The sequence below is a fragment of the Nostoc sp. FACHB-892 genome (assembly GCF_014698795.1).
Classification (GTDB): Bacteria; Cyanobacteriota; Cyanobacteriia; order Cyanobacteriales; family Nostocaceae; genus Nostoc.
Map to the genome: position 1 here is coordinate 1 of NZ_JACJTR010000073.1, position 19,187 is coordinate 19,187.

The following is a 19,187-nucleotide window of genomic DNA, read 5'->3' on the forward strand; positions in this document are numbered from 1 at the left end:
CTTTATAGTAAAGCGTTTGCATTCAAATAGAATGCCTGCGTTAGAACAATATAGTTAGCTCTCATGAAATCGGATGCTAGCAACTCTTCTTACTTTTATTCGTTACCCCGACTTATTGAGCCGATACGAAAATTATCAAGTCCAATTAACTCAGAAAAATTATTTCAAGTGGTACAGATGACACCAAGTGAGAGAAAAATTAATCTGCGTCCTAACTATGCCTTGTTCGCAGAGGCTTTCACAATAACGCTTCTACTACTTGGTCAAAATTACGGCAATATACCTTTTGTTGATATTCTTGCCACTTTTCATTTGACGAGTGAGGGAAACCTGTCAATGTTGCCTTTTGGACATATGTCACAAATGGACGACGAAGATGCTCATATTTCTCAAAGGCTATGGCTATAGCTTGCTTATCATCCCAGTTATTTTCAAGAGCGATGTTAGCAATAATCGTTGCAATAGCTAGTGCATCTTCAAGTCCTTGATTAGCTCCTTGAGCTGTGAACGGAGGCATTCCATGCGCTGCATCACCAACCAGTACAACTCGCCCGCTACTCCAGGATGGTTGAAAATTGACAGGGTACTCTTCAGTATTAATGTCAATTTTGCTAGGAATTTGGATAGGATCTGAAATGGTAGCGCGGTGAATGTAATATGGGCGCTGCTGCATATTAGTAGGGGGAGAGCTACGCACTAATTGCTTGAGTATGTGAGGAAAGCCTCCCTTTTCTAACTCCTGTACAGCTAAATTAATCAAAGAACTTCCAGACTTGCCCTGTAATGAATCCAAAGGCAAAGCCAGAGTTATGATATATCCAACTTGACTGCTTCGTTTACGAAATAACATCAATCTTGGTTTTTCTATCCAAGGTTGATCACTAAATACTTGATCATTACTGAGTGTTACAATTGACGAGTCTTGAAAAAATTTATCTTGTAATTCTGTCCACAGCTCACTTGGTATCTCAGCTGTTTCCATACAAGATATTGCTGCAAATCCTGAATATTTAGGCTGTGCAAAATCAGAATATGGACTATCTTTGTAAAGAACTTTACGAATTGTAGAGTTAATCCCGTCTGCTGCAATAATTAACTTAGCTCGAAGCGATTTTGTTTCTAATTGTTTGGGGACAGTATTTGAACTCTCGAACTGTGTATCATTATGTTTATCTCGGTTTGTCCAATGACCATAGGGGTTGGTTTCTATGCTTGTATTAGATACGCAATCTATTCGGACACACCCATTTTCTGGTTCATCCACAACATCGATGCAACGGTGATTAGCTTGAACCTGTTCCTGAGGTAGTAGATGTCTTAAGGTTGTCTGCAAATCATACCAAGGAACTGACACTCGACCTTCCCCATAATCTTTAAACCAGTCGTCGAACCCAAGAAGTATTGACCGAATTAGCTGCCCCTGTAAATTTTTGTAAACCCATCTAGGAGAAGTGTTTGGAGGTTTTTGTTCCTGATTGGTTTTAACAGTTTTCTCGTTATTAGATTGTTGAGGATTAAAGAGCCTAACACTAGTTTTTCTGACCTCTTCGTAAGCGTTAGAATCTAAACATTTGAGAGCTTTTAATCCATTTGGGAGAAGATCCAACCCATGACCAACCTGACGGAAGGTACGAGTTTGGTCGAGGACAAGAACATTTTCTATACCATGCTTGCGTAAGCCAATAGCAGTTGCTAATCCAACGGGGCCAGCACCAACAATTACAACATCATATATTTTTTCCATAAAGCAAAAGAAAGCCAAGTCAACACCAGGCTAAATCTGACAGGGAACTTCAAACAGGCGTATCAGTGTATTAGCATATTAATACCACATTGCAGAGCTTTTTATTCCAGAAATAAAAACTTTTGTAAAATTGTTGAGAGAAAAACTCAGATGATTGATGGAGACTTTTGGTTGTCCTTTATAAGTGCTAATGGTGTTGGTATTGGTGAATAGAGTGTATAGACGGAAGCCGTACCAACAAAAACTCTCAGTGTTATCTCGGTTTGACGAAGTATCAACCATTGCGCCAGACTAAGAATCACACCAAAGATTACCGCAGCGATCGCACAAAGAATAACATTACCTGGAAAAGTAAACGGAGCTATTGCAACTTTAATGATCAGCGTGATAGTAATCGGGGCAGAGAGCAAAAAGCTTACGAATAAGCTAGCACTAATGGAAAGAAACTAGTAACGACCGAGATAACCCAGGCGAAATTCTAACAACGACTCTTGTACTCCAAACAAAGTCATCCAAAATGCAATACCCGCTGTCAAATAATCAAGCATTAGCCGTTCTTTTATTCGTGTGTTGAAGAGGATATTTTCTAGAATACGCTCAAATAGTAGGCATTTTGCGAAAGTAACAAATGCTAAGAAGTTTAGTATTTTGCTGTTGTGGTGGCTCTGGTATGGTGGTTTTTTAAAAAGTCTTATATTTGGTAGTGCCTTAAGACTGCAAAATATAAAAAGCAATGGGAAACCCCATCCAAGGTATTGTTAGGGGTAAAGATAAGAAACACTGTATTCAATGATGACACAACTCAATATTTGTTCAACTACTATCAGCCTGAAGGTGGAATAATGAACAAACCACCATCTAGACGCAAGAAAATTACCCCCGCGACATCTGGTGAACCAAAGTCAGCGACTGACTCTGCTCCCGAAAATACTTCTATCCAAGACAACCCAGCTTCAGCAACTATCACGGTTACGGCTGTTGAAGTAAGAGAGTTGACCGACCAAGAACAAAGCTTACGCTTGCAATTGGAACGCCGTGTAGAACGTGCATTTTTAGAAGCGGGTCAGGCATTAATGGAGTTGAGAGACAGACGGCTATACCGTTCCACGCACCGAACTTTTGAGGAATACTGCCGCGAACGCTTTGGTTACAGCCGTGATGCAGCGTACTTGAAGATTTCGGCTACTGCTGTTTACGAGAATCTTCAAAAGTTTTTGCCGACCAATGGTCAGCAAATTCCAATGCCGACCAACGAACGACAACTGCGGTTTTTGGCGAAAGCCGAGTTGGAACCGGCTGTGCAAGCGGATGTATGGCAGCAGGCAGTAGAGCAAGCTGGGAATAAGATTCCATCCGGTCGGATCGTGAAAGACGTGGTGGACAGGATACGCGAAAGCACGAAAGTACCCAATCCTTATCATATTGGGGAAATATGCATTCTTCTGCCCAAAGATAACCCAGACTTGAGAGGTAAAACGGGTTATTGGGGAGTAGTCAGCCACGTTGGGGAATACAATTGTACAGTCCAGACTTGGGACGGCGACTACACCGTAAAAATCGAACAGATGAAATCACTGAAATTACTTGATGAAGATTGCTTTTTTATGCAGCAGTTATGTGTGAGGTTACGGCAGTTGCATCAAGTGGCTAGCCGTGATGAGGCTGTAGATTGGCTGTTGCAGGGGTTGGGGAAACAAGCCAAACCGTATCTATCATCCTTGCAGGCAAAGCTGCTGGTGGCTGTGGAACGGGAGTACAAAATCGAGTGGAGGCAACAGAAATGATGGTGCAGCTAGGAAACATTGAAGAAGGCAGGAGGCAGGAGGCAGATAGCGCAGCGTTAGCGAGTCCGCGAGCGTCGGGCAGAAGGTTCAATGTTTTATAGGGGATTCCAACCCCTCCTAAATTGGGGCTACCAAATTGAAAATTTGGTGGGGGTCTTAAACCCTTGTTCCATGATTGTCAGGGGCAGAGAGCAGAAACCAGTATTTCTTCTGCCTCCTGCCTTCTGCCCTCTGCCCTCTGCCCTCTGCCTTTCTTGATAATTTAATACAACAAAGTTCACTAAACTCGTTTAGTTTCAAATATTTCTCGCCACAATTTAAATTCCGGACAATTGCACCAAAGGGTAACGAACCCATCAAAAAGTTTAGTTTCTGAATTTTTAACTCCCCTTGGGAGAACTTGGATCAAGATAGGAATATCCAAATCACATTTCCAATTTTCTATTTCTTTCTGAAGTTGGGCAATAGTGTCTTGATGGAATCCTCGGTCATTGTTGGAACACTGAATAAGTAAACATCCATTATCAGAATCTTTGACTCGCTTGATCGAGAAATTAATCTGCGTCCACATTAATTGGACTTCATTGAAAATATTAGGCAAACCATAGTGATTGCCTAATATTGCCTTTCGGCGTTTCGATTCACCCATAAGTCTCCCTCAGCAATACAAATTTTGACAAGGATGACGAAGAAGATAAGGAATCTTCTGACGACGAGTAAGCTCAATAGCACTCAGGCTAGCCCTCTGGAGGTTATTAGCTACTAATACTATTGTAACGATAAATCAAGGGTTTCAAGTATTTTGCAATTGCAAGGATTGGGGATTTTACTAAACCTTATCTGTTATCCTTGCACGCTTTGCTGCTGGCGGCTGTTGAGAGAGAGTACAACCTTGTGTGGAGACAGCCAAAGTAAACTTGATTGTTAATACAAGAATGCAACAATTAACTTGTTGTATGAAAGCAGTAAGTGATCGCGGAGTGTCTGGTAGAGAAGACGTTGCCGGAATGGCTTATCGCTCGCTTCAAGAAGGAATCTGAGTAGTGAATGAGGAGTGTCCTTTTATAGCCGCCATAACTGGACAGTCTACACCGCTTGAAGCCCCATTCTTTCGTTGATAGTGGCATCACCGTGTCAAACTGGGTTAATTGTACTCGCTTGGCTGAAAGTAAGATGAGGTAAGCCTTTCAAGAAGCGCTTTTTGGTGAAAAAACTATAATTATACTGCTAGTTTTGATCGAGTTTGAACGAAAAATCGTCATTTCAAGCACTTGAATTTTTCGATTCGCACAAAAAACCTTTTTTGGCACAGTGATGCCTAGTGGGAATTTCTGAGCTTTTTCCCTACTACAAGTTTCCCAATGGAATAATTCACCAACCATCCTGACTTTTCAGGGGATGTGGAAAAGGTCATTTTGAGGGTTTCTCAAGCTCTGATTTTTCCGTTAGCTATTCTCATTAACTTAAAGCTATTGATAATTAGCTTGTGGAAAAAGCCACGCTTTTTCGAGACTTGAGGACTTAGGACTTACCGTGAAAAGTCAGACCAACCATCTGGGGAATTCTGGGGGTAGAAATAGAAAATCAAATTAAAACTTCTTCATTTCTTTGAATTATTCATTAATTTTTGCAATCTCTGAATATTCTCCGGTATGATATTAAAAACTTTTGTGTCATTTCTGCTACTTGTAAGTGGTTGTTTACCTATTCAAGTATGCTGTTGATTAGCGGTTGTAACCAACTTTTTAACGTATCCGCTCAATAAATCGGGGCGAGCTACCAGTTCAGGAACGAGTTTACGCTATTTGAGCCTTGTCACTGAGCGATTTACCCAGGATTATTGAGCGGTTACAAAACCAGTCTAAGTAGATGCTGCATTTATTTGAACTACCTATCTAGGGTTTCTCCCCGGTGGCAGGGCTACTCATAGACACCATTTGAGCCTTGTTACTGAGCGATTTACCCAGGATTATTGAGCGGTTACGAAACCAGTCTAAGTAGATGCTGCATTTATTTGAACTACCTATCTAGGGTTTCTCCCCGGTGGCAGGGCTACTCATCTATGACACCTCTGCCAGCGAATATTTCTGAATCAAACTTATAACCGAGGGGATTGATATGGCAGACATTATTGGAGACAACAGGAATAACACTCTAATTGGCACGTTTGAGAATGACGCTATCCTTGGTCAGGGCGGTGATGATAACCTTTTTGGTCGGGGCGGCAATGATGACCTCTTGGGTGGGGCTGGCAATGACTCGCTTAATGGCGAGGACGGCAATGACCTTCTCAATGGTGAGGAGGGCGACAACACCCTGCTTGGTGGGTTCGGCGATGATGTCCTCCTTGGTGGATCTGGCAATGACCTGCTTGATGGCGAGGAGGATGACGATCAACTCCTTGGCAGAGGCGGTGACGACACCCTGCTTGGTGGGTTCGGTAATGATGCTTTCCTTGCCGGATCTGGCAATGACCTTCTCGAAGGCGGGGACGGAAATGACCGACTCGCTGGAGAAGACGGTGAAGACCAACTCTTTGGCGGGGAAGGGGTTGACACGCTCAATGGCGGGGCTAGCGATGACCAGATTGATGGCGAGGATGGCAATGACTTCTTGATTGGTGAGGCTGGCGATGACCGACTCCTTGGCGGGGCTGGCAATGACCGACTCGAAGCAGGGGACGGGGATGACCAAATCTCTGGTGGGACTGGCAATGATACTGCTGACTATTCAAATACCACTGCTGGTGTCACCGTTAACCTAGCGACTGGAACTGCCAGTGGAGGGGCTGGGAATGATGTCCTGTTTAATATCGAACAAGTCTTTGGTTCTGGTTTCAACGATTCCCTAACTGGCGGGCGCGGTAATGACACCCTATTTGGTAGAGGTGGCAATGACGTGCTTGATGGTGGAGTTGGCAATGACGTGCTTGATGGTGAAGTTGGCAATGATATTGTCCGTGGTGGGTTGGGCGATGACACCTTGCGTGGTGGGACTGGCAATAACCAACTCTTCGGTGGAGATGGTGTTGATACTGTTGATTATTTAAGTGCCACTGCCGGAGTCACGATTAACCTTGCCACTGGAACCGCTACAGGGCAGGGCAGGAATGATGTCCTGTTGGAGATTGAAAGAATCGTTGGTTCTAGGTTCAATGACACCATCTTTGGCGGAGCTGGCAATGACTTCTTCCTCAGTGGTGGGGACGGGAATGACTCTGTCAATGGTGGGGCTGGTAATGACCGCCTCTTTGGCGATAACGGCAATGACACCCTCGTTGGCGGGACTAACGACGACTTTATTAATGGCGGGAACGGGGATGACTCCCTGCTTGGCGGTAGCGGCATTGACATTCTGCTTGGTGGGGCTGGCAATGACCAACTCGTTGGTGAGGACGGGAGCGACACTCTCATTAGTAGAGAAGGCAATGATACCCTGCTAGGCGGCAGCGGCAATGACATTCTGCTTGGTGGAGACGGGGATGACCAACTCGTTGGTGGAGGCGGGGATGACCAGCTCTTTGGTGGGACTGGTGTTGATACTACTGATTATTTAAATGCCACAGCCGGAGTCACCGTTGACCTTGGCACTGGAACTGCCAGTGGGGGAGATGGGAATGATGTCCTGTTCAATATCGAGCAAGTCTTTGGTTCTAGTTTTAACGACTCCCTGATTGGAGGAGGCAGCAGTGATACCGTCTTTGGCAGAGGCGGCAATGACACCTTGCTTGGTGGGGATAGCGATGACTTTCTTGATGGTCAGGAAGGTAATGACCTCGTCTTGGGCGAGGATGGGAATGACAGCCTGTTTGGCGGGGCTGGCAATGACCTTCTCGAAGGAGGAGAAGGCGATGACCGACTCCTTGGCGGGGTCGGCAATGACACTCTGCTTGGAGGGCCTGGAAATGATGTCCTCATAGGCGTTGATACTAACGGTTCTGATTCTCTTGGATTAGGGGAGGTTGATATCCTAACTGGAGGGCCTGGGGAAGATCAGTTCTTACTTGGAGATGCTACTAATGTCTTTTATGACGATAACAGTGGAAGTAGTGGTTTGGCAGACTACGCTACCATCAGTGGCTTCAACTCCAACGAGGATGCAATCCAGCTCAAAGGAACACTGGCAGACTATCGCTTGCAGGCTGTGGGAGCCAATACAAGGGTATTTCTGGACAAATCAGGGGGAGAGCTAGATGAACTCGTTGGTATTGTGCAAGCGTCGTCTTTGAGGCTTGATAGTGACGACTTCCTGTTCTACGAAAAAGAAGATGCTCGACAAGGAACAAACAACACACTAGCCACTGCTGAGGAGCTAGGTACTTTAACATCAGGTTCAGAAGTTAATACCTCTGCTCAACTGGCAACACTTCCAGGCAACAATCCTGATTTCGACTTTTTCACATTTTCTTTAGCTAACCCAGGAACTGTGACTATTAGCACGCCCAATTCCAGTGGTACCTTTCCAGTTCTCGGCCTATTTAATAGTGCTGGAAACTTACAGAGTTTCAGTACTTCTCAATCAATCACCGCTTCACTAGGGGCAGGTACTTACTCCATTTCAGTAAGTGATTTTGATTACTTCCCTCAAAATGGCGGAACTTTCAGTTCTAGCTTTTTTGACCCTGGTTCTTATACGCTAGGAGTTAATGTAGCCTAAAGACAAATGGTACTAAGAAAAGCGGAAACAGTTGCTAATTAAGAAGTTTGCAGTTGTTTTCGTAATTCTTGTCGAGGTTTTGTCATGAAGAGGTAATACTGAACTGCTTTTAAATTCTGGCTTCTGACTCCTGTACATGGATAGCGGGGCGTTTAGCCCGTGCTGAATTCTCACAATACTACGACCCGAAATCAAGTTCAGAATCCCCTCGGTGGCAAACAGTTCTAGTGGAATTCGTTGAAACTTTTTCTCACCCCATCTTGCTATCAACGCTTAGGGAGAAGTTTAGCTCTGAGGAATTAATGGTGCTAAGACCAGGAAATCGATTATCGGTGCTTCCCATTTCTGAAGTAGTGGCGAAGATTATTTTGGCGATGAAAACCTCATCTACTCAATCGAGATAGCCATCCTTGGGAGATCCAATAAATAAATCAGCCCAGCCGTCGCTTTCGCCTTGAGGGCTTTCATCGCCTAGATATCTCGGTTTTGCCAAAAATATTATTGATACGGCTGGGCTGATTTATTCGTGTCTTGTGCCCTATATCAAGAGCGATCGCACTCATGCGCTCCAAAATGAGTAGCTACCCAAGTAGCAAAGGAGCGAGGCGATCGCTTCATCTTCATGCAAATCAATTTTCCCGATTTGGGTGGTAAGGCACTTACCCGTTCATAAAGATACTGAAAGTACCATCCAGATCCACGCCACACAACAAGCAATTAAGAACACGGCTGGTACCTTTTTTGTGGTTCCCCCTAAAAATACACTTCTAAAAGAAAAATTTAAAAATTGTGAAATAAATAAACTAAAAATGACTTTATAGTTAATAAATGATGCTTCAGGTCAGAAAAATACTCCAAAATTAATACTACATAAATACTACAAAAGAAACTTTGGTTAAAAAGCTGGCAAAAGTGCCTATTCTAAAGAGCTTGTACAAAATTTCCCCGTGTTTCTGTTGCTTTTATACCAAATGATGTCTTACCGGAATAAGCCGCTCTTTAATCGCTATCATGCCATGAAACTATAAAGTCATTTTCAGTTTATTTTTTAAGAATGGTGGTAGCGTCTCTTCATAAAAGGCATCGCTTGAGGAATGTGCTGACGATGTAGCATCAAAGTAATTATGATAAATAAACCACAGCAATTGCTGCTAAAGAACGTGAGTGGCGGTATTAGACCGCAGTGCTGTTAAATTAATAGTTAGGACTACCCGTTGTGGCTAACGATGACACCTTGAGCATTATCGAATTGCTAGAAGAACTGCGAGCAATAGCACAGCTTGGATTGAACTATTCAAAGGACGTTTACGATCGCGAGCGCTACGAGCGACTTCTTGCTCTTGCTTCGGCACAGTATTCAGCACTGTGTTCCCTCCCTAGTTCAGAAGTAGAGAAGCGATTTCGCACAGAGCTAGGTTACATTACGCCGAAAGTGGGAGTGTCCGCTGCAATATTAAACGACCAGGGCCAGTTATTGTTGGTTCAGCGAACTGACGATAGTACGTGGTGCTTGCCGTGTGGTTGGGCTGAAGTTCGAGAAACGCCACAGCAGTCGATTGTGCGCGAAGTGCTAGAAGAAACAGGTTTGCTTGTGGAAGTTGGTTCGTTGATTCGTCTTGGTTGGCGTATGCCTGGAGATTTTGGGCAGCCGCACACTACTTATCATCTCCAGTTTTATTGCATGGTTGTCGGTGGAACGTTGCAAGAATCGCATGAAACAACGAAGATTGGGTACTACGATATATGGTCTATCAATAGATGGCATCTCGATCATCAGGTTGAAGCCGAAGCAGCACACCAGTACTGGCGCAATCAACGCAGTCAAGGCTAGCGCCATTCATTCCTGAGTCTCAGATCAGGAATTTGATTGAAAGTGTTGCAGTCTAACGGTAAAGGTGAGCGGCAGCAGATTACCTCGAACTCGTTATCAGGACACGTAATACCAATTCAGAATTCAAAATTAAGAAAGTGAGACTCAGCATAACTTTTACCGTTTGCATCTGTATCAACTTTTTCGTGAATTGGTATCACGGTTACAGTAGGAGCAGCCACAATTTTTTATGTTCTCGTCTTCAGCAGAGACTAGCTTGATTTTATCCGCTTTTTTGGACTCTTTGACCGTCATCCCTCAAGGATGTTGCTGGTCATAATTGGAGAGCTTTTCACCCAGACATTATGGTTGTGATAAAAATCACCACGCTGTTCTAATGTAAACCCACCCAGCAATAATCCCAACCAGACTTCTACCATCGGCATTTCCAACGCACGTTGCAGTTTAACTAAAGAAATCTCATCTTTGACATTTATCAGGTAGTTAGCGATTGCACTTTGCCATTTTGGCACATCTTCATCTGATGCCAAATTGCGGACATCTTCTAAACTTGTCACCTGATCGAGCATTGCCAAAACATTCGCTTTCTCAACGGGTGCTACTACAGAATCACCCTCTTCAGTAGAATGTGAAAATTGGTGTGGCCCGTGTGGTTTAAAGGTTTGTGGTGTTTCCGGTTCAATCAAATCATCTAAATCTAGGTGCATTGTTGTCCGTACCAACCCAGCAAAGAGATCGGTGCTAATAATTGGCCCCTTTGGGTTATTGCGATCGCGGGTATCTTGCAACAGCACCTCGGCACGAGACTTGAGAATATCCGCAATTTGACTGAAGGCAATACCTGCGGTTGATAATTGGGTTTCAATAGGTAAATCATACAGTTCTGTATCCAAGCACTGCCATACTGCATCAAGGGAAGAAGTTGGTGGAGATTCGGACAACTCATCCAGCACATCCCAGATTGTTAATTGGTGGTATGTGGTCATTGCTACAATTCAGGATTTAACGGGCAGGGTCGCACTGGGCAGTAGCTTGAGGTAATCTCAAACATATCCTTATATTGATATAGTGAAACACTGTATTGTTTAGCAAAAGCCTGCAACACCTGATCTGTATAGGCGCGTATTTTACCAGCCGTTAACCCAAAGCAGTGAATTGGTTCTAAGCGGCAAACAGGTTTTTGCCCCAACCAGAGTTCTGCACCCAACGCGTGTAATGGTTTATCCCCTGGCTCTTTATACAAATACAGCACTGCAAAATATGTTGCTGGTGGTTCGACTGTTACTGAATCAATTTCTGCTGAATTCTTCTGGGAGCGGTGGCGATAGAATGAGCGGCGATTGTGGCAAATGCGTGGATTCCAACACCCGTCCCCTGCTGTCCCATGTAAAACCTTGGCTTGGGCAGTTGGTAGTTTGGAACATAACTGACACTTGGGATCGAGTGGCTTGGGCATACCTTACTCCACGTCTTCGCTAATCGCGCGATAGTAAGCAGCGATCGCAGCTTCTTGCTCACTGCGAAGGGTATAGCGCCGAAACGCTTTCTCGCTTTGATGTCCTGTTAGTTTTCGTGCATGGCTGGGGTCAACTCCCAATAACAATAAGTCAGTGGCATAGGTGTGGCGAAAGGAGTGAGGGTGCAAATCCTCAATATGAGCTATTTCACCAATTTTTTCTACAGCGAAGTAAATCCCGTGATAACTCAAGCGTTCACCTTTGTATGAAGCATGGTGTGAAATCATCAGTGGGGAGTCGCTGTTTAACACTTCTCCTTGCTGTTCGCGCAATTGTACATACTCTGCTAAAACTTCCCGACTCTCTTTTCGCAGTGGAACTAAGCGTGGTTCATTGGTTTTGGTGTCTGGTAAAAATAGCAGCTTGCCATCAAATGACCCAACATTTAGCTGCACAACTTCTCCTGCCCGGAGTCCATGACTGAGAATGTGAACCAGTGCTGTATCCCGTTGCTTTGTTTCCCCCAATAACTCTAATGCTGACCATACCTGTTCTATTTGTTCTGGGGTTAAACTCTGGGCTGGTGGCAGTGGCACTTTTTCCAGTTTAATTCCCAGTGTGGGATTAGTAGCAATAATGTCAGGATACGTATAGGACATCCATTTAAAAAAGCTTTTGAGTGCAGCAACTCCGGCATTGATGCTGCTTTTTGAAAGTGGCTTACCTGTATCAGCCCTTACTTCATCCCGTAGATATTCTTTGTACAAACCAAGGTGACGTGGGCGTAACTCATTAAAGTGCAATTGCGTCCATCCCAAGAATCTCTTTAGTTCACGTTCGTACAATTTTCGACTGTTAGGCGCTAGGTTATTGCTGCGTAAAAATTCCAGTACCTTTATCCATCGAATATCTGTAGGTGTGCTAATTTTAACATAACTTCTATGTTTTGTTGTTTGCACACTAGATAAATTTTTATCCAATGGTATAAGTTTTATCGGAGGTAAAGAATCTGTGCTATAATCCATCTTTAAACCAAATAAATAATTTTAATGTTTATATTTCTTCTCTAGTATTTATAACTTTTATAAAACAATTAATTAGCTTTCATACCATTAGCTCTTATAAAATACTAACTTTACATACTCAAGGATATTTTTGCTGACTCATTAATACTTGCCTTTGTAGTAATCGATTAGGAAGATTAAACTGAAGTAACTTTGCAGTTGCTTGCCCTACTTGAGTTTTTCCCTCAATTCTTACACTCTCAAAATAGAAATGTTCATCCCAAATCTGACGGCGAGGATTATATAATGGCACTATTTCTCCGGTAGCCGAGTCAATTGTCGCAAAATCAGAACCTTTATGACGATTGCATGATAAACATGAAAGAGCTAAATTTTCCGCCAAAGTTTTGCCCCCATGTTTCATAGCAAGAATATGATCTACTTCATGGGTATATATTGAAAAATCTTGGTGAATTAAACAATATTCACAGCGTCCTGACGCTCTACTAGCTACCAGCTTGCGAAGTTCTGTTGAAATTGAAGTACTGGCCATCAAATTTTCATTACTTTTCCATAGCGCGGGCCTTTAGCAGAATCATTAGATGTTCTAATTGTTCGTAAACATCTAATTGAGCTAATTCCATCTGAGTTAGTGAAGTAGAACGGTTTTTCTCTAATAATGCTTCTAACTGCATTTGCGCTTGTGATGAAACTTTAAAAGCAATTATCTCTTCTGGCGTTGGACGTTTAATCAAGAAATCCAGCACTTCTTGATACACTTCGGAAATCTCTACAGTTTGTGCATTCACTTTTGGCTGATCGCTTGTTTGTTGCACATCTGCATCCAACAATAACCAAAGTAATTGGGGTAAGCGACTCTGCAAAGGTTCTAGACGTTGAGCTAGTTCATCCGGGATCTGAATCGTTAATTTTGCCACGTCTCCAACCATGAATTAAGGTGTTTGCTCACATTATGCTTTAAGTTACATAGTAATACAAGGTTACAACACAAAATAAGTAACCCTTATCTTTTATCCGACTAAAACTACGATTAATATTACTTGTTTTTACACACCCCTTTGTTCTAGCTATTAAAATAAGTTTATTAAGCTAGAACTAATTGGAAATTATGCCACGTAAGATATGTGGACTTGGCTTTGACTGTGCCTCAATGATGTTGCAACCGGGTATTGACCCTGGAGAATGCTCCAATTATACAACCTGTGGAACAGCTATTAAGTTGACTCCAGATGAAGAGATCGAACTAATTCGCGTGCGGGAGATTGCGTCTTGCCAACGGCAACAGGAGTGGGAACGCACAGAGGAAACCTTTAGAACCACGCGCCGTGAAGCGGCAGTGATGATGCTGATGTCGAGAGGTTGTCCTCAAAGTGCAGAATCGCTAGGCGTTGCTGCACAAATGGAAGCGATCGCCGCCTGTGTTGAACAGTTGCATCACAACTTAAATAATCTAGAAGGATGCTACATTGCTCCTGGTGGGTGTGAAATACATCATTATAATGTGAAGCGCCCAAGTGGAGTTTATGGATACAACAAACTCACTGCGACTGAGCCAATATTTGAACCATCTGAAAAACAGCAAAAAGTGAAAGTTGTTCATTTAAGCCATGATGACGATCCGCGAAACACTGAAGCACGGCTGGGAATTGAGCGCCGAAATCAGTTAACTCGTGTACGAACGCTCTTAGCAACAACTGTGGAACTGTTACTTGAGGCAGCCAATACCCTAGATTAGTCAAAGAAACTAATCAGAGTTTTGTGCATTTAACTTGACCTTGAAATACTGCCGCTTTAGTTTCGAGTCGCCCCGGTTGGGGTACTGTTTGGAGCTTTCAAAAATAGTTATTAGTCCGCGTTTCTCCATCTCCTTAAAAAACCATTCCCATCGCTCCAAGTCGGATGGTGGCGCAGTGAATCGTAAATCGTTAATCTCACCCATTATCATCACCCCAGCTGATTGCCTCTAAAAACTCAACAGCATTATTCTCCCAGGTTTCCCCTTGTCTAAACTGTCTAGCCTGACTATCTTCAACTGTCACTATGTTGGGAGGGTCGAGGACATCCAAGCGTGACTCAATCAGAGCGATGGCTTGTGCTAGTGCGGCAATTTGTTTTCTATCCTTTCTAACCTCACCCATCAAACTTATCTGAATATCAACTATTCGCCGCTTCAGTTCGTCTACTTCTAGCTTAGTGACAGCTGGTTTGGGTTGGGTAGATTGGGTAGATTGGGTAGATTGGGTAGCAAGGTGAACTCTCAGGCGATTTTTCAAGGCATCCAAAACAAACTCTTTGAGAGAAATACGTTCATCTTGGGCCCGTGTCTTGACAGTCTCAAGTAATTCTTTCTCCCCCTCACCATCAAACTTGATGTTTAATTGTGGTCGGCTCATGGCTAGACTTGGGTAGCTTTGTCTACCCAAATCATAACTTAATTGCGTTCCCCCTTGGGGTTACCGCAGGCATCGCTTTTCCTGACTCTCAATGTCGTCTAACCCACAAAAAACGATATTACCCGCGATCGCGCTTTGTGGGTTAATCTAGGACTGGTAGCAAATATTGGTAAAAGAGAAAATTTAATGCTTTCAGGAACCATTCAACCCTACAGTGAAAGACAGACCGTTTTACAAACCAATAACGGTGATTTTCTCATTCCTGGGCAAGAAATTCACCGCTTGGGTTTGTGGCGAATGCAACGGTTGAATCTGTTGTGGGGTCAAAAGGCAACTGCCCAAGCTGACCAATCGTTTATGAATGATACTCAGTTCAAAGGAGTTATTGGAGTTATCAAGTTTAATACGCTGCAACTTGATAACTTTTCAGCACTCATTGAAGCAAGCAAGCAAGCAATTACAGGGCTACGGTAAATCGAATGGTTTGCCGGAAACTGAACCTAAACCTTAAAAAAAGTCTTTAACTATTAAACAACTTGATGCCATTGCGATGTTTGCGATGAGTCACCTATGCGCTCAACTTTAGTGCTGTCGTTGATTATTTTCTAGGCTTCTTTACCAAAAGAAAACTTCTGTTTGTAACAGTGTTTACACACAGCAATAACGTATCTTTTTGCACCTATATTTAGCAAGATTATCACCCACAAAAATCATCTACCCGAATATCCCGCCAGACATCAGAAACCTGCCAGCCGGAATTGCCCACAGATTGTACTGGAGGATTGTCAAGGAATGGAACATAGTCAGGAACTCTAGGCTCTGAAATTGCTACTGGTTTCTCCTCAACCTCAACCACAGGGGCAGTAGAATTGACAGTATTAGCTTCAAGAAGTTGGTCTTCAGCCTCCTCGATTAATTTCATCTGTCTCAGCGTGAGCTTGTCAGATTTTTTGATGATTTTCTTCGTATCTGTATCATTAGAAGTTTTCATTGGCTGTTCCCTCGAAGGCATTGGCTTAAAATTTGGATGGGTAAAGTTGAGAGAAGATGGGTATTAATAATTGCACAGAATTAACAAGGTACACCAAATCTATGGAAAATACGAGTCCCTTGTTGAGGAATTTATTAATTGGACATAAATATCTTTTTTGGGCAGATGCCCTAGCCCTAGCATAATCTAGTTGCACAGATGCAAGTATTAAGCGATCGCTTCTTCATCATGACTGTAGGTCAAGATTGTTTTGTGGTTTTGTCTCCCAATAAGCAGATAATGGATGGTTAAGAGTTCTCGCTGTGGAGGAACAGCGTTGAGAAACTTATCAGGTGATAAAGGCACAATTTTAGTAGTAGATGACGAAGCCAGCATCCGCCGGATTTTACAAACGCGTCTTGAGATGATTGGCTACGATGTAGTCACTGCAAGTGACGGTGAAGAAGCTTTATTGGCTTTTCGTAAAGAAACCCCTGATTTGATAGTTTTGGATGTAATGATGCCAAAACTTTGGGAGATGTAGCAGATCGGATCACAGGGCTGGAATTAGGGGCTGATGATTATATGGCGAAACCTTTCTCTCCCAAGGAATTAGAGTCAAGAATTCGCTCGTTGCTGCGACGAAGAAACGATAGAACAACTACTGCTGCTATTTCTAACTTGGGAGTAATGGTTATAGACAATCTCAAAATTGATACCAATAAGCGACAAGTCTACAAAGCAGGTGAGCGGCTTCCATTAACGGGTGTAGAGTACAGCTTACTAGAGTTATTGATGAGCTATCCCGGCAAATCTTTTACCCGTGGAGAAATATTGCAGCAAGTGTGGGGTTATAACGCAGAACAACATGCAGATACTCGTGTGGTGGATGTGCATATCTCACGTTTGCGCTCGAAGTTAGAAGATGATCCGGAAAATCCAGAATATATACTCACAGCAAGAGGAAGTGGTTACTTTTTTCAACGAATTGCTCAACTAGAGCATTAATCATAAAACCGCCAAATGTCACTTGTTTAAGGTTGATGAAGTTATTTGTTTTAATTTTAGTGCTCTGATAGAGAGGCACAGGAAATTAGTACAATTTTTGGATACTGGAGTTTTCAGCAGGAAAAAGCATTTGAGCCAAAGTCTACCTATAGCACCAAGTCGGAAACTGAAGATTACGATCCTAACAGTAGGTTCAAGAGGAGATTTGCAACCATACTGCGCTTTGGCTATTGGCTTGAAACGTGCTGGGCATGAAATAACGGTTGCAACGCATGAGAACTTTGAACCATTTGTGAGGAAGTTCGATTTAAAGTTTGCGCCGATCGCTGGCAATATGGAAGAGTTTCTGCAATCCAAGCAAGGGCAGCGATTGATTGCGGGAGAAAAGTTGAAAAAAGAAGAAGGAGATAAGCTTTTACTTCAACAGTTGGAATCAGCTTGGAGTGCGTGTGTTGGAAGTGAGGTAATTATCTACACGCCGCTAGCCAATTGGGGATATCACATTGCAGAGAAATTAGGCGTACCTTGCTTTTTTGTATCAGTTCTACCGTTGACTCCCACAGGGATGTTTGGGTTTTTGAAATTTGCTCAAACAACTAAAAACCCGCTAAAGAAAGCGATCAATTATGGCAGCTACTTACTAGTAGAGTTCTTGCACTGGCAAAGATATCGTCAACTGCTCAATCACTTCAGAACAGAAACTTTGAAATTGCCGCCTTTACCATATTTGGGCAGACGCTTCAGACAGAAGACTCCGGCAAATGTATCACGAATCCCTGTGTTGTATGGATTTAGTTCGCACGTCATCCCAAAACCTCGTGATTGGCCGCATTGGGCGTATGTGACTGGTTTCTGGTTTATTGAGCAAGCCTCCGAATATGAGCCACCTCTGGAACTAGAGGATTTTCTTGGACGAAAGCAATTACCTTTGTGTTTTGGGTTCGGCAGCATGACGATGCCCAATCCAGAATATCTCACACATTACATCGTAGAAGCCTTAAAGAAAACACATCAAGGCGGGATTATATTGTCAGGCTGGGGCGACGTTGGAAGAACAGTGAATATAAAAGATTCGCTACGAGTGTTTGTGATCAAGGAAGTTCCTCATGATTGGTTGTTTCCCCAAGTGCCAGCAGTAGTACATCACGGAGGAGCTAGTACAACGGCGGCAGTGTTACGTGCAGGGACACCATCAATTACTGTACCCTTCTTTGCAGACCAGCCAGTTTGGGGTGAAAAGCTAACTCGGTTGGGAGTCAGCCCGCAACCGATACCGTACCAAAAGGTATCAGAAGAAACTCTAGCAGCAGCAATTGAAATCGTGCTGCGTGATGAGGGAATGCGGTGTAAAGCCCAGGAGTTAGGCCAGAAGATTAGGGATGAAGATGGTGTGGCGAATGCTGTTGAAGCATTCCATCGGCATCTGGGTTTGATTGAGTAAGTTAATACAACAATTAAATAATACATCAATGCAACAAATAATCAGCTAACCAAAGTGATGCCACCTGTGCTTGTGGCTGCCAAAGAAATTGTAGATAATCTAATTTATCCCTGTAAATCTGATGAAGTCCAAAAATAGTATTGTGATAATTTTTAGTGACTGAACTTAGCAAAACCTCCCAATAATATTATCCAAATGATAACAGCTAACCAATGAATAATAGCGGGAAGCCAAATAGAGCCAGATATCAAGTAAGCGATTGTACAGATAGCACCTAACAAACATGCTAGTATTAAGAAAGTAGGCTCTAAAAAAACTTCGTGACCGCTAGGATTCCAAGTTAATCCTTGAAGTGGATGATATATAATAAAGACCGTCAAAGCAATGATTCCCCAGATAAATTGTGTCTTAATTGAAACTTTTTCATTAGGATGAGGTAAAAATATAACGCGGAAAAATAGTTCCTCACTTAATCCAAGGATGAAAAAAGAGAAAGCAATAATTTTAATAACTTCTTCCCAAGATTTTTGTAATATATGTATTTTGAGAAAGTTAGACTGAAATCCTATTATTAATAATAAACTTGTTAATCCTATTAAAGGTAATCCTAAAATTCGCAAGTTAGCAGGACTAGCAGGGTAAGCGCATTTCAAAGGCTATTGACAACAAAGCTTTTCAGCATCATGATGATGAGATAAGCAAGCAGTTAAAATGGTCAACATATAGTTGTTATCCATAGCAGCTCTGTTTGATTTTTGACGGTTACTTCGCTTGAGTGATTGTTCCAAATTTAAAGCGTTAAGTGCAATTCGACGCAGCAATGATAGATTTTGTGGAGCATGGCCAGTACGGACGCGGCAAGCGTCTTCATTGAAGGT

General features: G+C 42.9%; 20 protein-coding genes and 2 pseudogenes. 9 read left to right on the forward strand and 13 right to left on the reverse strand.

Going from position 1 to position 19,187, the window contains the following annotated elements:
* Positions 1-238: 238 nt before the first annotated feature.
* Both H6G96_RS37280 and H6G96_RS37285 read right to left on the reverse strand, forming a co-directional pair.
* Entirely contained in the window at positions 239-1,744 is a 1,506-nt protein-coding gene (locus tag H6G96_RS37280) for an NAD(P)/FAD-dependent oxidoreductase (RefSeq protein ID WP_190919187.1), read from the reverse strand.
* Positions 1,745-1,890: 146 nt separating this feature from the next.
* On the reverse strand, positions 1,891-2,154 hold the full coding sequence (locus tag H6G96_RS37285; protein ID WP_190919189.1) for a hypothetical protein: 264 nt from the start codon (positions 2,152-2,154) through the stop codon (positions 1,891-1,893).
* A 432-nt stretch (positions 2,155-2,586) separates the two neighbouring features.
* On the opposite strand from H6G96_RS37285, the gene H6G96_RS37290 reads away from it, so the two are divergent.
* Positions 2,587-3,528, forward strand: a complete 942-nt coding sequence (locus H6G96_RS37290; RefSeq protein ID WP_190919191.1) for a hypothetical protein — start codon at positions 2,587-2,589, stop codon at positions 3,526-3,528.
* 280 nt (positions 3,529-3,808) lie between these two features.
* Here H6G96_RS37290 and H6G96_RS37295 read toward each other — a convergent pair whose 3' ends face one another.
* The gene (locus tag H6G96_RS37295; RefSeq protein ID WP_190919193.1) at positions 3,809-4,177 is read right to left on the reverse strand and encodes a hypothetical protein; all 369 of its coding nucleotides are present in this window, start codon (positions 4,175-4,177) and stop codon (positions 3,809-3,811) included.
* A gap of 247 nt (positions 4,178-4,424) precedes the next feature.
* Between H6G96_RS37295 and H6G96_RS37300 the strand changes: the two genes are divergently transcribed.
* From H6G96_RS37300 to H6G96_RS37310, 3 genes are all read left to right on the forward strand, one after another.
* The gene (locus tag H6G96_RS37300; RefSeq protein WP_190919196.1) at positions 4,425-4,568 is read left to right on the forward strand and encodes a hypothetical protein; all 144 of its coding nucleotides are present in this window, start codon (positions 4,425-4,427) and stop codon (positions 4,566-4,568) included.
* Between the two features lie 1,078 nt (positions 4,569-5,646).
* Positions 5,647-8,184 (forward strand): calcium-binding protein, encoded by a 2,538-nt coding sequence (locus H6G96_RS37305; RefSeq protein ID WP_190919199.1) that lies wholly within the window; start codon positions 5,647-5,649, stop codon positions 8,182-8,184.
* A gap of 140 nt (positions 8,185-8,324) precedes the next feature.
* On the forward strand, positions 8,325-8,588 hold the full coding sequence (locus H6G96_RS37310) for an EVE domain-containing protein (RefSeq protein ID WP_347242334.1): 264 nt from the start codon (positions 8,325-8,327) through the stop codon (positions 8,586-8,588).
* Between the two features lie 139 nt (positions 8,589-8,727).
* On the opposite strand, the gene H6G96_RS37315 is transcribed toward H6G96_RS37310, so the two are convergent.
* Positions 8,728-8,892 (reverse strand): hypothetical protein, encoded by a 165-nt coding sequence (locus tag H6G96_RS37315; protein ID WP_190919202.1) that lies wholly within the window; start codon positions 8,890-8,892, stop codon positions 8,728-8,730.
* Between the two features lie 508 nt (positions 8,893-9,400).
* Here H6G96_RS37315 and H6G96_RS37320 point away from each other — a divergent pair.
* The gene (locus H6G96_RS37320) at positions 9,401-10,015 is read left to right on the forward strand and encodes an NUDIX hydrolase N-terminal domain-containing protein (protein ID WP_190919204.1); all 615 of its coding nucleotides are present in this window, start codon (positions 9,401-9,403) and stop codon (positions 10,013-10,015) included.
* A 290-nt stretch (positions 10,016-10,305) separates the two neighbouring features.
* On the opposite strand, the gene H6G96_RS37325 is transcribed toward H6G96_RS37320, so the two are convergent.
* From H6G96_RS37325 to H6G96_RS37345, 5 genes are all read right to left on the reverse strand, one after another.
* Positions 10,306-11,001 carry a hypothetical protein gene (locus H6G96_RS37325; protein WP_190919207.1) on the reverse strand — a complete coding sequence of 232 codons (696 nt, stop codon included), beginning with the start codon at positions 10,999-11,001 and terminating at the stop codon, positions 10,306-10,308.
* A gap of 2 nt (positions 11,002-11,003) precedes the next feature.
* Positions 11,004-11,471: a hypothetical protein gene (locus H6G96_RS37330; protein WP_190919210.1), complete on the reverse strand. Its 468-nt coding sequence runs from the start codon at positions 11,469-11,471 to the stop codon at positions 11,004-11,006.
* A 3-nt stretch (positions 11,472-11,474) separates the two neighbouring features.
* Positions 11,475-12,497 carry a site-specific integrase gene (locus H6G96_RS37335; protein ID WP_190919212.1) on the reverse strand — a complete coding sequence of 341 codons (1,023 nt, stop codon included), beginning with the start codon at positions 12,495-12,497 and terminating at the stop codon, positions 11,475-11,477.
* 118 nt (positions 12,498-12,615) lie between these two features.
* Positions 12,616-13,029 (reverse strand): HNH endonuclease signature motif containing protein, encoded by a 414-nt coding sequence (locus tag H6G96_RS37340; protein ID WP_190919215.1) that lies wholly within the window; start codon positions 13,027-13,029, stop codon positions 12,616-12,618.
* A gap of 10 nt (positions 13,030-13,039) precedes the next feature.
* Positions 13,040-13,414, reverse strand: a complete 375-nt coding sequence (locus H6G96_RS37345) for a hypothetical protein (RefSeq protein ID WP_190919218.1) — start codon at positions 13,412-13,414, stop codon at positions 13,040-13,042.
* A gap of 191 nt (positions 13,415-13,605) precedes the next feature.
* Between H6G96_RS37345 and H6G96_RS37350 the strand changes: the two genes are divergently transcribed.
* On the forward strand, positions 13,606-14,232 hold the full coding sequence (locus tag H6G96_RS37350; protein WP_190919220.1) for a hypothetical protein: 627 nt from the start codon (positions 13,606-13,608) through the stop codon (positions 14,230-14,232).
* A 196-nt stretch (positions 14,233-14,428) separates the two neighbouring features.
* Here the strand turns inward: H6G96_RS37350 and H6G96_RS37360 are convergent, their stop codons facing one another.
* Positions 14,429-14,890, reverse strand: a complete 462-nt coding sequence (locus H6G96_RS37360) for a hypothetical protein (RefSeq protein WP_190919223.1) — start codon at positions 14,888-14,890, stop codon at positions 14,429-14,431.
* Between the two features lie 186 nt (positions 14,891-15,076).
* Between H6G96_RS37360 and H6G96_RS37365 the strand changes: the two genes are divergently transcribed.
* Positions 15,077-15,364 carry a hypothetical protein gene (locus tag H6G96_RS37365; RefSeq protein ID WP_190919226.1) on the forward strand — a complete coding sequence of 96 codons (288 nt, stop codon included), beginning with the start codon at positions 15,077-15,079 and terminating at the stop codon, positions 15,362-15,364.
* Positions 15,365-15,587: 223 nt separating this feature from the next.
* Here the strand turns inward: H6G96_RS37365 and H6G96_RS37370 are convergent, their stop codons facing one another.
* Positions 15,588-15,881, reverse strand: coding sequence for a hypothetical protein (locus tag H6G96_RS37370; RefSeq protein ID WP_190919227.1), 294 nt, complete (start codon positions 15,879-15,881; stop codon positions 15,588-15,590).
* Positions 15,882-16,164: 283 nt separating this feature from the next.
* On the opposite strand from H6G96_RS37370, the pseudogene H6G96_RS37375 reads away from it, so the two are divergent.
* Together H6G96_RS37375 and H6G96_RS37380 are read left to right on the forward strand one after the other, a co-directional pair.
* Positions 16,165-16,868: pseudogene (locus H6G96_RS37375) on the forward strand (winged helix-turn-helix domain-containing protein).
* Positions 16,869-16,998: 130 nt separating this feature from the next.
* Entirely contained in the window at positions 16,999-18,309 is a 1,311-nt protein-coding gene (locus H6G96_RS37380; protein WP_190919229.1) for a glycosyltransferase, read from the forward strand.
* Positions 18,310-18,461: 152 nt separating this feature from the next.
* Here H6G96_RS37380 and H6G96_RS37385 read toward each other — a convergent pair whose 3' ends face one another.
* Positions 18,462-18,962, reverse strand: a complete 501-nt coding sequence (locus tag H6G96_RS37385; RefSeq protein ID WP_190919231.1) for a CPBP family glutamic-type intramembrane protease — start codon at positions 18,960-18,962, stop codon at positions 18,462-18,464.
* Positions 18,963-18,965: 3 nt separating this feature from the next.
* Positions 18,966-19,187, reverse strand: a pseudogene (locus H6G96_RS40975) (ISAs1 family transposase); the annotation flags it as partial.

Excerpts from the sequence above, each read along its gene's own strand:
- H6G96_RS37280 (WP_190919187.1), bottom strand. The coding sequence starts at position 1,744 with ATGGAAAAAATATATGATGTTGTAATTGTTGGTGCTGGCCCCGTTGGA.
- H6G96_RS37290 (WP_190919191.1), top strand. The coding sequence starts at position 2,587 with ATGAACAAACCACCATCTAGACGCAAGAAAATTACCCCCGCGACATCT.
- H6G96_RS37295 (WP_190919193.1), bottom strand. The coding sequence starts at position 4,177 with ATGGGTGAATCGAAACGCCGAAAGGCAATATTAGGCAATCACTATGGT.
- H6G96_RS37305 (WP_190919199.1), top strand. The coding sequence starts at position 5,647 with ATGGCAGACATTATTGGAGACAACAGGAATAACACTCTAATTGGCACG.
- H6G96_RS37325 (WP_190919207.1), bottom strand. The coding sequence starts at position 11,001 with ATGACCACATACCACCAATTAACAATCTGGGATGTGCTGGATGAGTTG.
- H6G96_RS37330 (WP_190919210.1), bottom strand. The coding sequence starts at position 11,471 with ATGCCCAAGCCACTCGATCCCAAGTGTCAGTTATGTTCCAAACTACCA.
- H6G96_RS37335 (WP_190919212.1), bottom strand. The coding sequence starts at position 12,497 with ATGGATTATAGCACAGATTCTTTACCTCCGATAAAACTTATACCATTG.
- H6G96_RS37340 (WP_190919215.1), bottom strand. The coding sequence starts at position 13,029 with ATGGCCAGTACTTCAATTTCAACAGAACTTCGCAAGCTGGTAGCTAGT.
- H6G96_RS37350 (WP_190919220.1), top strand. The coding sequence starts at position 13,606 with ATGCCACGTAAGATATGTGGACTTGGCTTTGACTGTGCCTCAATGATG.
- H6G96_RS37360 (WP_190919223.1), bottom strand. The coding sequence starts at position 14,890 with ATGAGCCGACCACAATTAAACATCAAGTTTGATGGTGAGGGGGAGAAA.
- H6G96_RS37365 (WP_190919226.1), top strand. The coding sequence starts at position 15,077 with ATGCTTTCAGGAACCATTCAACCCTACAGTGAAAGACAGACCGTTTTA.
- H6G96_RS37370 (WP_190919227.1), bottom strand. The coding sequence starts at position 15,881 with ATGAAAACTTCTAATGATACAGATACGAAGAAAATCATCAAAAAATCT.